The 11430-nt window shown below is 71.1% G+C and carries 15 protein-coding genes and 1 tRNA gene; 6 read left to right on the top strand and 10 right to left on the bottom strand.

Going from position 1 to position 11430, the window contains the following annotated elements:
• Window positions 1-67: 67 nt before the first annotated feature.
• The 3 genes from H4W80_RS48440 to H4W80_RS48430 all read left to right on the top strand — a co-directional run bounded on the left by H4W80_RS48440 (window position 68) and on the right by H4W80_RS48430 (window position 1781).
• Window positions 68-616 (top strand): hypothetical protein, encoded by a 549-nt coding sequence (locus H4W80_RS48440; RefSeq protein ID WP_192791233.1) that lies wholly within the window; start codon window positions 68-70, stop codon window positions 614-616.
• Window positions 617-649: 33 nt separating this feature from the next.
• A complete protein-coding gene (locus H4W80_RS48435) occupies window positions 650-1030 on the top strand; it encodes a hypothetical protein (protein ID WP_192791232.1) in 381 nt (126 codons plus the stop codon).
• A 79-nt stretch (window positions 1031-1109) separates the two neighbouring features.
• The gene (locus H4W80_RS48430) at window positions 1110-1781 is read left to right on the top strand and encodes a DUF6766 family protein (RefSeq protein WP_192791231.1); all 672 of its coding nucleotides are present in this window, start codon (window positions 1110-1112) and stop codon (window positions 1779-1781) included.
• On the opposite strand, the gene H4W80_RS48425 is transcribed toward H4W80_RS48430, so the two are convergent.
• Window positions 1754-2554, bottom strand: a complete 801-nt coding sequence (locus H4W80_RS48425; RefSeq protein ID WP_192791230.1) for a 1-aminocyclopropane-1-carboxylate deaminase/D-cysteine desulfhydrase — start codon at window positions 2552-2554, stop codon at window positions 1754-1756. The two genes, H4W80_RS48430 and H4W80_RS48425, sit on opposite strands and share 28 nt — an antisense overlap.
• A 43-nt stretch (window positions 2555-2597) precedes the next feature.
• On the opposite strand from H4W80_RS48425, the gene galK reads away from it, so the two are divergent.
• Window positions 2598-3710, top strand: coding sequence for a galactokinase (gene galK / locus H4W80_RS48420; RefSeq protein WP_192791229.1), 1113 nt, complete (start codon window positions 2598-2600; stop codon window positions 3708-3710).
• 5 nt (window positions 3711-3715) lie between these two features.
• On the opposite strand, the gene H4W80_RS48415 is transcribed toward galK, so the two are convergent.
• The 5 genes from H4W80_RS48415 to H4W80_RS48395 all read right to left on the bottom strand — a co-directional run bounded on the left by H4W80_RS48415 (window position 3716) and on the right by H4W80_RS48395 (window position 8245).
• Window positions 3716-4489: an enoyl-CoA hydratase-related protein gene (locus H4W80_RS48415; RefSeq protein WP_192791228.1), complete on the bottom strand. Its 774-nt coding sequence runs from the start codon at window positions 4487-4489 to the stop codon at window positions 3716-3718.
• Between the two features lie 3 nt (window positions 4490-4492).
• Entirely contained in the window at window positions 4493-5614 is a 1122-nt protein-coding gene (locus tag H4W80_RS48410; RefSeq protein WP_318787401.1) for a nitric oxide synthase oxygenase, read from the bottom strand.
• Between the two features lie 345 nt (window positions 5615-5959).
• Window positions 5960-6364: a hypothetical protein gene (locus H4W80_RS48405; RefSeq protein ID WP_192791226.1), complete on the bottom strand. Its 405-nt coding sequence runs from the start codon at window positions 6362-6364 to the stop codon at window positions 5960-5962.
• Between the two features lie 136 nt (window positions 6365-6500).
• Window positions 6501-7115 carry a response regulator gene (locus tag H4W80_RS48400; protein WP_192791225.1) on the bottom strand — a complete coding sequence of 205 codons (615 nt, stop codon included), beginning with the start codon at window positions 7113-7115 and terminating at the stop codon, window positions 6501-6503.
• The gene (locus tag H4W80_RS48395; protein WP_192791224.1) at window positions 7103-8245 is read right to left on the bottom strand and encodes a sensor histidine kinase; all 1143 of its coding nucleotides are present in this window, start codon (window positions 8243-8245) and stop codon (window positions 7103-7105) included. Before H4W80_RS48395 ends, H4W80_RS48400 begins: the two co-directional genes overlap by 13 nt.
• Window positions 8246-8320: 75 nt before the next feature.
• Between H4W80_RS48395 and H4W80_RS48390 the strand changes: the two genes are divergently transcribed.
• Entirely contained in the window at window positions 8321-8497 is a 177-nt protein-coding gene (locus H4W80_RS48390) for a hypothetical protein (RefSeq protein ID WP_192791223.1), read from the top strand.
• Between the two features lie 330 nt (window positions 8498-8827).
• On the opposite strand, the gene H4W80_RS48385 is transcribed toward H4W80_RS48390, so the two are convergent.
• Window positions 8828-8899, bottom strand: a tRNA-Asn gene (locus H4W80_RS48385).
• A gap of 125 nt (window positions 8900-9024) precedes the next feature.
• Here H4W80_RS48385 and H4W80_RS48380 point away from each other — a divergent pair.
• Window positions 9025-9342: a YtxH domain-containing protein gene (locus H4W80_RS48380; RefSeq protein WP_192791222.1), complete on the top strand. Its 318-nt coding sequence runs from the start codon at window positions 9025-9027 to the stop codon at window positions 9340-9342.
• 108 nt (window positions 9343-9450) lie between these two features.
• Here the strand turns inward: H4W80_RS48380 and H4W80_RS48375 are convergent, their stop codons facing one another.
• The 3 genes from H4W80_RS48375 to H4W80_RS48365 are packed head-to-tail and all read right to left on the bottom strand — an operon-like array spanning window position 9451 to window position 11404.
• On the bottom strand, window positions 9451-9927 hold the full coding sequence (locus H4W80_RS48375) for a hypothetical protein (RefSeq protein ID WP_192791221.1): 477 nt from the start codon (window positions 9925-9927) through the stop codon (window positions 9451-9453).
• Window positions 9924-11198: an amylo-alpha-1,6-glucosidase gene (locus tag H4W80_RS48370; RefSeq protein WP_192791220.1), complete on the bottom strand. Its 1275-nt coding sequence runs from the start codon at window positions 11196-11198 to the stop codon at window positions 9924-9926. Before H4W80_RS48370 ends, H4W80_RS48375 begins: the two co-directional genes overlap by 4 nt.
• Window positions 11199-11230: 32 nt before the next feature.
• A complete protein-coding gene (locus H4W80_RS48365; RefSeq protein WP_192791219.1) occupies window positions 11231-11404 on the bottom strand; it encodes a hypothetical protein in 174 nt (57 codons plus the stop codon).
• Window positions 11405-11430: the final 26 nt, after the last annotated feature.

Here is an 11430-nt window from a genome sequence, read left to right as displayed (position 1 = left end):
GCCATTTGTGGAGATGGCGCGTGCTCATGGAGCCCCGGCCGGGCGGGGAGGCCGTAGCGTAGTCCTCATGGGCAAGGCGTTCTGGATCGATCAAGAGTTCGACAGAGACCGTGACGGGCGCTATGCCGTACACGTTCGCAAGAATCTCGAAGAGTTTGAATGGGGCGACATCGCCCCCGTCAGGTTCGCGTGCGCCGCGTGGCGGCTGGCCACGCCGCCGGCGCTGACCCCCGGCTACGTGCGGTGGGACCGGCGCGTGCTCGACGCCACCTGCCACCGCAACACCTGGGACGGCTCCCTCTACGCGCGGGTCAGGGTCGTCTCGCCGCTGCCCGAGGAGCTGACCCGCTCGCGGGCCTGGTGGCGCGACCGGGGGTGGCTGGGCTGGCAGGAGACCTTCGGCCAGTACGTCGAGCCGTCCCAGCAGGACCTGGCCCGGCACCCGTTCCTGCGGGCCTCGCTGCTCCTGGAGGTGCCCGTGCCCCTGGACGACCTGCCGGCCGAGCCCGAGGGGCCGCACGACGAGGTCGAGCAGCGCGCGCACCGGGCGGTGGTGGTGCTGACCCGCGAGCTGAACGCGCTGGTCTCACCGGTCCTCGACCAACTCGGCGGCTAGCATGCGCGGATGATCCGTGGGTAGCGGAGGTCTATGAGGAACCTGCTCATCTGGCCGGCGCTCGTGCTGGTCGCCGTGGGCTGCGCTCCTGACACGACCGCCCCGGCGCGGGCGGCCGAGCGCTTCCACGCGGCACTCTCCGCGCACCACGAGGACGCCGCGTGCGCGATGCTCACCCGCAAGACCGCCGAGAAGCTCCCCGATCCCGGCCAGACCTGCGCCGAGGCGCTGCGCGAGGCGAAGCTGGGGCCGGGCGGGGCCGTCACCTCGGTCAGCGTGTGGGGAGACGCCGCCCAGGTGCGGCTGGCCGGCGACACGCTCTTCCTGCACCGCTTCACCGACGGCTGGCGGGTCAAGGCCGCCGGGTGCGAGCCGGTGCGCGACCTCCCCTACGACTGCGAGGTGGAGGACTGATGCGGGTCATGTTCACGCTCACCATGCTGATCATCGTGGTCGGCCTGGCGTTCTTCTTCGTCGTGGGCCTCTCGCGGCTATGAGGTGGGTCAGGGAGAACTCGCTGGCGCTGGCGTTCCTCGTCATGTTCCTGCTCTCGCTGGGCGGCCAGGCCGTGGCCGGGCTGCTGGAGTACAACGACGTGCAGCGGGCCGAGGGGGCACAGCCGGTCTCGTTCGCGCAGTACGTGACGTCGTCGCCGTTCGCGGTGGACGTCTCGGAGAACTGGCAGTCGGAGTACCTGCAGTTCCTGCTGTACATCATGCTGACCGTCTGGCTCGTGCAGAAGGGGTCGCCCGAGTCCAAGGAGATGGACCGGGTGGGGACGGAGTCCGACGAGGAGCAGGGGATCGGGGCGCATGCCGGGCCGCGCTCTCCCCGGTGGGCTAGGGCCGGCGGGGCCAGGCTGTGGGTCTACAGCAACTCGCTGGGGCTGGTGATGGGGGCCATCTTCGTCCTGTCGTGGCTGGCGCAGTCGGTGACGGGGCAGGCGGCGTACAACTCGGATCGGCTCGGCGACCTGCGCGACCCGCTCTCGTGGTGGTCGTACGTGACCGCGCCGGAGTTCTGGGACCGGACCCTGCAGAACTGGCAGTCGGAGCTGCTCGCGGTGCTGTCGATGGTGGTGCTCTCGATCTACCTGCGGCAGCGGGGGTCACCCGAGTCGAAGCCGGTGGGGGCCGCTCACGCCGAGACGGGCGTGGAGGGCTGACCGGTGATCACGGCGACGATGCGGGTGCCGTCGGGGAAGGCGCCCTGCCGGGCGAGGTCGAGGATCCCGTAGAGCATCTTGGCCACATAGATGCCTTCGACACGATATTTCCCGATAAATGCGTCCAAGGCGGGAGTTGACTTGGCGTAGCCGCCGAAGTGGTAGTCCAGGTTGAGCTCCCAGTTCGCCCAGGTGCGCCCGTACGCCTCCCGCTGCAGCCTGGCCACCTCGCCCGCGAGGAAGCCCGCCCCCTTCAGCACCGCGAACCCGATCGCCCGCTTCCCCTCCGGCAGCCCCGCCGAGATCCCGGCCAGCGTCCCGCCGGTGCCGACCGGGCAGCAGATGACGTCGTACTCCGCGGAGATCTCCCCCGGCAGCTCGGCGCACCCGCGCACGGCGGCCGCGTTGCTCCCGCCCTCGGGCAGGATCGCCACGTCGTCGCCCCAGCGCGCCCGCAGCCCCGCCAGCACGCCCTCGGTGTGCTTGAGCCGGTAGGAGGCCCGGTCGAGGTAGGTCAGGGTCATCCCGCACGCCCTGGCGTGGGCGAGCGAGGGGTTGAGCGGCAGGTGCTCCTCGCCCCGGATGACCCCGATGGTCTCGATCCCGTGCCGCCGCCCCGCCTCGGCCACGGCCCTGATGTGGTTGGAGTATGCCCCGCCGAAGGTCAGCAGGCGGGAATGGCCCAGGTTGTAGCGGAGTTTGCGGGGTTTGTTGTCGTCGTTCATCAGGAACAACCGGACCCGGCCGAGCCCGGGATCCAGGAGCTCTTCCATGGCGCTAGTCTACGGTCGAGCCTGTGTTGAGGAGTGTTCGATTATGCGCGTTGTTGAAGCTTTCCGTGCCGCCTACGGCGCGGCCCCCCAGACCGTCTGGCGTGCGCCCGGCCGGGTCAACCTGATCGGCGAGCACACCGACTACAACGACGGCTTCGTCCTCCCGTTCGCCGTGCCGTGGGGCGTCACGGCCGCGATCACGCCGCGTACGGACGACACCATCCGGCTCCTCTCCCTCCAGGCCCCCGGCGAGCCCGTCACCATTGCGAGCCACGACCAGTCGGCGGGCTGGACGCGCTACGTCGTCGGCGTCTTCGCCATGCTGGGCGAGCGCGTGCGGGGCGCGGACATCGCGATCGACGGCGACGTCCCGCAGGGAGCGGGCCTCAGCTCCAGCGCCGCCCTCGAGGTGGCGGTCGCCTCGGCGCTCAACGACCTGCACGGCCTGGGCCTGACGCCCATGGAGATCGCCCTGCTCAGCCAGAAGGCCGAGAACGACTTCGTCGGCATGCCCTGCGGCATCATGGACCAGGCCGCCTCGGCGCTGTGCCAGGAGGGCCACGCGCTGTTCCTCGACTGCCGCTCGCTCGCCTCCCGCAACATCCCGCTCGACCTGGCCGCCCACGGGCTGAGCATGCTGATCATCGACACGCAGGTCCACCACCAGCACGCCGACGGCGAGTACGCCAAGCGCCGCGCCGAGTGCGAGTCCGCGGCCCGCAAGCTCGGCGTCCCGGCCCTGCGCGACGTCACGGACCTGGCCGCGGCCCTCGACCAGCTCCAGGGCGACGAGCGCAAGCGCACGATGCACATCGTCACCGAGAACCACCGCGTCGAGGCCCTCATCGGCCTGCTGCGCGCGGGCGCCGTCGCCGAGATCGGCGCCCTCCTCAACGCCTCGCACCTGTCGCTCCGTGACCAGTACGAGGTCTCCTCGCCGGAGCTGGACGTCGCCGTCGAGGCCGCCGTCAAGGGCGGGGCGCGCGGCGCCCGGATGACGGGCGGCGGCTTCGGCGGCTCCGCCATCGCCCTGGTGCCGGTGGACCGCCTCGCCAGTGTCGAGGAGTCGGTGACCGGCGCGTACGCGGAGCACGGCTTCCAGGCTCCGCGCTTCCTGACCACCACCCCGGCCCGCGGCGCCCACCGCCTGGCCTGAGCTGTTTACAGGGGTGGGAAGTTCGGCGGGCGTCGCTCCAGGAAACTGGCGACGCCCTCCGCGAAGTCGGGGCGGCCGAAGGAGGCGACCATCTCCCGGACGGCCGCCGCGGCGGAGTCCTCCAGGGTGGCGTCCCAGTCGTGCCACACCTGCCGCTTGATCACCGCCATCGACGCCGGCGAGCTGTAGGCCGCGAGCTCCCGGGCGTACGCCTGCGCCTCGGAGAGCACGCCCTCCCCCGTCACCGCCCGGTTGACCAGCCCGAGCTCGTACGCCTCGGCCCCGGTGAACACCCGCCCCGACAGCAGGACGTCCATGGCCCGCTGCTGCCCGATCAGCCTGGGCAGCACCCATGACAGCCCGTACTCGGCGATCAGCCCCCGGCGCGGGAACGCCGTGGTCCACTTGGCGTCCGCGGCCGTGAAGACGAGGTCGCAGACGAGCGCGTGCACCATGCCCAGCCCCGCGCAGGCCCCGTTGACGGCCGCGATGATCGGCTTTCCGACGGTGGTCGGGAACGTGTTGGGCCGCGGGTCGGGCTCCTGGTCGTAGGTGCCGTTCCGGATCGCCGCCAGCGCCTCGAAGTCCGCCCCCGAGCAGAACCCCTTGCCCGCGCCCGTGACCACGACGGCCCGCACCTCCGGGTCCTTCTCGGCCTGCGCCAGCAGGTCGAAGTAGCGCCGTCCCAGGGCGTCCGTCCACGCGTTGAGGGTGTCGGGACGGTTGAAGGTCAGCGTGAGTACGCCCTGGTCGAGGGATGAGAGCACGAGTTCTGCCATGCGCTAACCGAACCATGTTCTAGGCGCAGAAGGCAAGGACGGCGGCTGGCGGTGATGGACGAAGGCCGGGCTCAGGACGCTGGTGTCGTAGTAGCGGTGGAAGACGGGGGTGACGCCGCCCGACATCGGGGGCACGATCCACGACCAGTCCGCCGGGCAGACGCGCCCGGCCTTCTCCTCGCGCGACAGGTGGGTGAGGAAACGGCGCGACTCGGTGTGGTGATCGGTCATCGTGACCCCCGCCCGCTCGAACGAGTGCAGCACCGCCACGTTCAGCTCCACCAGCGCGTGGTCCCGCCACAGGGTCCGCTCGGTCGAGGTGTCCAGCCCGAGCCGCTCCGCGACGACCTTGAGCTGGTCGTACCTGTCGGCGTCCGCGAAGTTGCGGGCGCCGATCTCGGTGCCCATGTACCAGCCGTTGAAGGGCGCGCACGGGTAGCAGATGCCGCCGATCTCCAGGCACATATCGGAAATAGCTGGTACGGCGTGCCAGCGCAGGCCCAGCTCCTCGAACCACTGATATTCCGGATGCGTCAGCGGCACCTCCAGCACGGCGTCCCCCGGCAGGTTGCACAGCAGCGGATCGCCCAGGCTCGGCTGGATGATCAGCGGCAGCACGTCGAACCGGCCGGACCTGCCCTGCCAGCCCAGCGCCTTGGCCAGGTCGGTGAGCTCCGCGTTGCGCCGGTCCCCCACGATGCGGCCCTCCTGGGTGCGGTGGCCCGCGTACCGGATGAGCTGGTCGTTCAGGATCCGGGGGCCGCGCAGCGCCGGCGTGTCGGGCGGCAGGACGGTCACGGTGGGCCTGATCCTGCCGTTCCCGGTGGCCACCCGCAGATGCTCGACGCACTCCAGGGCGACCCCCTCGGCCGTGCTCACCTGCCTGCGGTCGCGCACCTTCAGCGAGCGCCAGTAGAGCCGCCCGATGCACCGGTTGCTGTTGCGCCAGGCCACCCGGGCGCCGAACTCCAGCTCCTCGTACGTGTGCGTGTAGGTCCCGTGGCGGGCCACGTCTCTCGAGACGTCACGCAGCCGGGCCTGCAGGCCTCCGGCCTGGGGGTTCTCGGCGTGGAAGAGCCTGATGAAGCGCTCCGCCTCGCGGAGGTCGGTGGTTCGCTCAAGCACTGCCTGCACGGTCAGTGCATCGAAGGGGCGCAGGTTCGTGATCCAGGTACGCACGCGGCAATCCACACTTCTCCGTCGTCGGATCGCCCCGCCGATTCCGGGTCGGCGACACGTCCTGGTGGCGGCGCCCTCTCCTCGCCCCCGTGGACCTGCCCGCGGCTCCCGGCCCTCAGGACCGGTAACCCATCCTTACCAGCCACTCCCAGCTTTGTCCCGCCAAACGACGAAATGAACGCGCCCCGGCACCGCGCCGGCGCTTCCCGACACCGCGCCAGTTGCTGCCCCGGCACTGCACCGGCACTGCACCGGCAACATCTCCGGCAGGCTCCGGGGCGCGTTCAGCGGCTACCGGCCCGCGCGGTCCCTCCACACGCACGTGAGGTGGATGACGCGGCTGCGGTGCCACCGCTTGCCGGCCTTGACCTCGCGCGGCAGCTCCCCGGCCGGCACGCTGATCGACAGCCGGTCCGCGGGCACGGTCGTCACGCCGTCCACGGTCACGGGCCGGGCCGGCTCGATGTACTCCTCATCCACGAGCTCGGCCACCCTGGCCTTGGAGAACTTGACGACCTTGCCGTCGGTCAGCCAGCACGTGAGCGGTCCGGCCGGGAGGTCCGGCTCGCCGTGTACCCTGACCAGCCCTTCGCCCCGCACCTCGATCGGACCGTCGTCGGCCAGCGCGGACCCGGCCATGCCGGCCAGCCCGAGGGTGGCGGCGGTGAGGATGACGGCGGCGCGTCGCTTGAACATTGGGGTCTCCTTCCCCGAGTCGATGAGACAGCCCGAGGGTGGCGCGACGCACCTGAAGCGGGGCTTAAGACACCCGAAGAGCCCTTCAGGAACGCCCTCTGACGGCCCATTCCCCTCGCCTTCGCCCTCGGGCGGGTCAGGGGCGGCGGTGGACGAGGCCGAGGTCCAGCGCGGCCAGGACGGCCGAGGTGCGGTCGGAGACGCCCAGCTTGCCGAACACCCGCAGCAGGTACGTCTTGACCGTCGCCTCCCCGATGAACAGCCGCCTGCCGATCTCCCCGTTCGTGAGCCCCTGGGCCACCAGCTCCAGGACCTCCCGCTCCCGCTCCGACAGCACCGGCGCGGCGGGCCGCCGCCCGGCCAGCCGCGCCGCGACCGAGGGCGAGAGCACCGTCCGGCCGCCGGCCGCCGCCCGCACGGCCGACGCCAGGTCCGCCCGCGACACGTCCTTCAGCAGGTATCCGGCCGCACCCGCGGAGACGGCCCGCAGGATCTCCCCGTCGTCCTCGTACGTCGTCAGCACGATGACCCGGTGGCCGGGCCCCAGCCGTTCGATCGCGCTGACGCCGTCCCCGCCCGGCATGCGCAGGTCCATGAGGATCACGTCGGGCCGCAGCAGGGGCACGACGACCACGGCCTCGTCCCCCGAGCCGGCCTCGCCGACCACCTCCAGGTCCGGCTCGGCCAGCAGCATCCCGCGCAGCCCCTCGCGGACGATCGGGTGGTCGTCGACGATCATCACCCTGAGCACGGCAGCTCCACCGCGAGCGTGGTCCCCTGGCCGGGCGAGCCGGTGATCCGGACGGTGCCGCCGAGCCGGGTCACCCGGTTGCGCATCACGCGCAGGCCGTACCCGTCGCCGCCGGTTGAGGGGTGGAAGCCGCACCCGTCGTCGGCGATCGACATCCGTACGGCCGGGCCCGGCACGTGTTCGAGGGCCAGCCGTACGGAGCGGGCGCGGGCGTGCTTGCGTACGTTGGCCAGCCCTTCCTGGGCGGCCCGCACCAGCGCCTCCGCCACGAGGGCGGGCACGTCGGCGGCCCCGGCGACGCTCACCTCCACGGGCAGCTCGAACCTCTTGGCCAGCCGCCCCAGCGCCTCCTCCAGCGAGGCGCCCTCCAGCGCGGGCGGCGCCAGGGCGGCGATGAGCGCGCGGGTCTCGGACAGGTTGTCCTTGGCCGTCTCCATGGCGCGCCGCACGTACGGGTCGTGTCCGTCCCCCGCGGCCTGCAGCAGCATCACGATGCTCGCGAACCCCTGGGCCAGCGTGTCGTGGATGTCACCGGCCAGCCGCTCGCGTTCGGCCAGCATCCCGGCCTCCGTGCTCACCTCGGCCAGCTCCTCCCGGGTGCGGTCGAGCTCCGCGATCAGCCGGGCCCGCTCGGTGTTCTGCCGCCCGAGCCGGTCGATGAACACCCCCAGCAGCGTGCTGGCCGACAGCCCGAGCACGATCGCCACCGCGATCAGCAGCGGGTGCGAGCCGTTCTCGGCCATGAGCTGGATCGCGGGCCCGGTGAACATGGCAACCGTCACGGCCACGGCCCGCGCCCGCCGCAGCGCCATGAACGCCATGGGGATCAGCGCCGACAGCGCGACGGCGGACTGCGGCGCGAGCAGGTCGGCCGCGGTGAACAGGACGATCATCGCGGCGGCGTGCCACCAGCCCTCCTTGGTGGGGGCGACCGGCGCCCGTACGGCCTTGCGGCCCCACAGCGCGTACGAGACGGTGATCAGGAGCAGCAGGATGACGGCGACCGGCGCCCCGTCGTCCACCACGATGGTGATGATGGTCGCGATCAGCACGATCGCGAAGTACGCGTCCCAGAAGGGGTAGGACGGCAACCAGGCGTTCTCCGCCCGCGCGTCCACGGGACTGCCCATGATCGGCATTTTACCGGGGACATGTCCACCGATCGGGGGACAGACCACTGTCCCGCGCCGCGCGATCGTGTGCGTATGAACCAGAAGACGTATCTCCGCCTGATGCTCGCCCTGACCGTGGTCTACGGGGTGGTGATCGCCCTGCTCGCGCTGCTCGAGACCGGCGGGGTCGGCGTCGTCGCCATCGTCGGCGGCGTCGTCGTCGGCCTCGGCTGGGCCCTGACCGGCGTCCTCGCCAAACGCCCCTCCTGACCCCGCAAACGCGAGAGGCCCCGATCTGGCTTGACTGATCATCGCAGGCGGATATGCGATCACGTCCGTTGCCGTGATCGCCCCGCCGGCGGCCGCCGAGCAACCCCGCAACGCTCAAGGCCCTGCTCGCCGGCACCAAGACCAAGCGCCCGGCCGACGTATGACGGCACCCGCACCACCTTGCAGGACCGACATCAAACCACCTGCAGCCGATCAGGTTGTGAAGGGGGAAGTGTCTTCGGAAACGGCGACCAGACCGGGTAGTGGCTCCCGGAACGACTCAGGCCCCCTGTCCTTGATCAGGAAGGGGGCCTGGCTGTGGAACCGAAGCTCCCGCGATAGGACTCGAACCTATAACCTGCCGGTTAACAGCCGGCTGCTCTGCCGTTGAGCTACGCGGGATCGTGCGTCTGCGCATTTGGTCGGGGCTGTTGGCTCCTTCGTCGTGCGCAGGAATAGATTAGCGCACTCCTGGAGTGCGTGTCGCATCGTAAGCGGGGTAGGCCCGGAGACAGCGGAGGTGAAAAATGCGTTATCGAGTGACATTCGCTGTGGGTATGGCGATCGGCTACGTGCTGGGCAGCCGGGCCGGACGCGAGCGGTACGAACAGATCAAGCGGACGGCCCAGCGTGTCGCCGACAGCCCCAGGGTGCAGGAGGTCGCCGGGGTGGTGGGCGCGCAGGCGTCGAGGCTGGCCGGGGTGGCCAAGTCGAAGGTGGGGGCGACGTTGCAACACCGCATCCCGTTCCTCAGCGCCGACGACCACCATCCCGACACGGGCACGGGCTGGCCTGAAGAGGACATCGTGGACAAGAAGGCCCGCGAGAGCGGCATTCCTTACTGATCGGGCAGAGCAGGGCATGGGCGTGGGCGCCCCACACGGCTCCGTACGGGCGTCCACAGCTAGGCGGGCGTCACACGCCCATGCTCTGCCGTAACCCTTCCAGGGGCGTCACACGCCCATGCTCCGCCGCAGCCCTTCCAGGGCCTGTTCGGCCTGCGCGCGCAGGCCCGGGTCCTCGGGGTCGAGGCCGTCGTCGAAGACGAAGGTCCACTCGCGCACCTCACCGTCGGGCCGGCGCCTGGCCACCAGCCGCACGCCGCCCCTCCCCGGGAGCTTCACGTGCTTGTTGACCACGATCGTGGAGTTGACGCGCTCCCGCACGGTCTCGGGCAGCATCCGCGGCTCGGTGATCCGCTCGGCGTGCCACGTGCCGTCCGTGGTCAGGATCCGCACCCCGTCCTCGTCCCAGGACGCCTTGTCGACCTGCTCGTACGGCACCCGCGTCCCGTCCGTCAGGTAGAGGGCGAGGTTCGTGGCCACCACGTGGCCGGAGTCGGCCCCGGCGGCGAACGTCAGCACCCGCTCCCCGGGCTCGGTGGCCAGGGACTTGCGCACATCGGCGGGCAGGCGGCGGAAAATGCTCATTCCTCCACGTTATCGGCGAGCAGATCGAGGGTGAGCGCCGCGCTCCAGGAGAAGTCCCGGCACCCGCGCCCGCTGCCGTCGAAGGGGTCGAAGCACTCCCGGAAGCCGGCCTGCCGGACCAGGCGCAGGGTGCCGTTGGCGAGCTGCCGGCCGAGCTGGTCGAGCGAGTGCACGGCCGCGGCCCGGCGCAGCAGCCAGTTGGTGTTCACCCAGGAGGGGCCGCGCCAGTAGCGCGTACGGTCGAACTGGGGCGCCCGGATCTCGCAGCTCGGCACCGGATAGCCGGTGGCCCCCATGAACCTGGCCGACTCCAGCACCTCCACCGCCGCGTGCAGGCGGTCGCTGGGCAGCCCGGGATCCAGCAGCGGCCCGAACCCGCCCACCGTGCAGACCCGGATCAGCCGGTCGGTCCGCAGGTCGCGGGCGTAGAAGCAGCCGTCCCACAGGCGGTCGAGCATGGCCTGCCTGATGCGGTCGGCCTGCTCGGCGTGGGGTACGGGGTCGGCGCCCGCCAGCGGCGCCAGCTCGGCCAGGGCCTGGCAGGAGGCCAGCCAGATCCCGTTGAACATCGGGTCCTCGATCGCGAACGGATGCTCGTCCCGCAGGTATTCGGCCCTGTATCCGGCGTCCCGGTAGCGCATGGCCAGCCAGACGTAGCGGTCGTGGTCGCTGTCGGGGTGACGCTGCTCCAGCTCCAGGTGGCGGTAGCCGTACCTGATCGCGGGCAGCGCGTTCAGGGGCTCGTCCCAGGAGGGGCTGTCGTCCATGCCCGACTCCCAGGGGTGCACGATCGCCGCCAGGCCCGCGCCGCCGAGATCGCGGGCCGAGGAGAGGTAGGCGTGCTGGGCCACCAGCGCCGGGTACGCCTTCCTGACGAACTCGACATCCCCGGTGTGCCGGTAGAACCACCACAGCGCCAGCGCGTGCAGCGGCGGCGAGGTGAGCCCCGAGGTGAGCACGCGTGGCGCGGCCTCGTGCTCCTGCGAGCGCCACACGGACGGCCCCGGGAAGTACGCCTCGCGCGTGTGGAAGACGATGTGCGGCACCATCCCGGTCGCCCACTGCCCCCGCAGCAGGCTGAGCAGCTCGTCGCGGGCCCGGTCCGGCCGGTGCCTGGCCAGACCGATGACGACGAACGCGGAGTCCCAGCTCCATTGGTGCGGATAGAGACCTGGCGCGGGCACGGTGCCCGTGCCTGTCCAGTTCGCCTCGAGCACGGCCAGTGCCTCGCGCCCGAGCGCGGCATCGTCGACCGCCGGCCGCGCCTCCATCACACAACTATGCCTGGGGAAACGCCAGGATGCTATGTCCTCTGTGCTGACTTCCTTTGGGCCCACTTCGACACGAGCATGACCCCGAACGCCACGGCGCCGATGATCAGTCCCCACTTGAGCAGCGTGAGAGCGAAGCCCACAAGGGGCCCGAGGAGTACGAGTGCGGCCACGACGGCCGCGATGATCAGCAGAATTCGTCCCATGCCCGCAACGGTAAAAGATCCTTTAA

It is taken from the genome of Nonomuraea angiospora (assembly GCF_014873145.1).
Lineage (GTDB): Bacteria > Actinomycetota > Actinomycetes > Streptosporangiales > Streptosporangiaceae > Nonomuraea > Nonomuraea angiospora.
The sequence above is the reverse complement of the archived record's forward strand: the minus strand, read 5'-3'. Positions and strand labels throughout refer to the sequence as shown.

Excerpts from the sequence above, each read along its gene's own strand:
- H4W80_RS48440 (WP_192791233.1), top strand. The coding sequence starts at position 68 with ATGGGCAAGGCGTTCTGGATCGATCAAGAGTTCGACAGAGACCGTGAC.
- H4W80_RS48435 (WP_192791232.1), top strand. The coding sequence starts at position 650 with ATGAGGAACCTGCTCATCTGGCCGGCGCTCGTGCTGGTCGCCGTGGGC.
- H4W80_RS48430 (WP_192791231.1), top strand. The coding sequence starts at position 1,110 with ATGAGGTGGGTCAGGGAGAACTCGCTGGCGCTGGCGTTCCTCGTCATG.
- H4W80_RS48425 (WP_192791230.1), bottom strand. The coding sequence starts at position 2,554 with ATGGAAGAGCTCCTGGATCCCGGGCTCGGCCGGGTCCGGTTGTTCCTG.
- galK (WP_192791229.1), top strand. The coding sequence starts at position 2,598 with ATGCGCGTTGTTGAAGCTTTCCGTGCCGCCTACGGCGCGGCCCCCCAG.
- H4W80_RS48415 (WP_192791228.1), bottom strand. The coding sequence starts at position 4,489 with ATGGCAGAACTCGTGCTCTCATCCCTCGACCAGGGCGTACTCACGCTG.
- H4W80_RS48405 (WP_192791226.1), bottom strand. The coding sequence starts at position 6,364 with ATGTTCAAGCGACGCGCCGCCGTCATCCTCACCGCCGCCACCCTCGGG.
- H4W80_RS48395 (WP_192791224.1), bottom strand. The coding sequence starts at position 8,245 with ATGGGCAGTCCCGTGGACGCGCGGGCGGAGAACGCCTGGTTGCCGTCC.
- H4W80_RS48390 (WP_192791223.1), top strand. The coding sequence starts at position 8,321 with ATGAACCAGAAGACGTATCTCCGCCTGATGCTCGCCCTGACCGTGGTC.
- H4W80_RS48380 (WP_192791222.1), top strand. The coding sequence starts at position 9,025 with ATGCGTTATCGAGTGACATTCGCTGTGGGTATGGCGATCGGCTACGTG.
- H4W80_RS48375 (WP_192791221.1), bottom strand. The coding sequence starts at position 9,927 with ATGAGCATTTTCCGCCGCCTGCCCGCCGATGTGCGCAAGTCCCTGGCC.
- H4W80_RS48370 (WP_192791220.1), bottom strand. The coding sequence starts at position 11,198 with ATGGAGGCGCGGCCGGCGGTCGACGATGCCGCGCTCGGGCGCGAGGCA.
- H4W80_RS48365 (WP_192791219.1), bottom strand. The coding sequence starts at position 11,404 with ATGGGACGAATTCTGCTGATCATCGCGGCCGTCGTGGCCGCACTCGTA.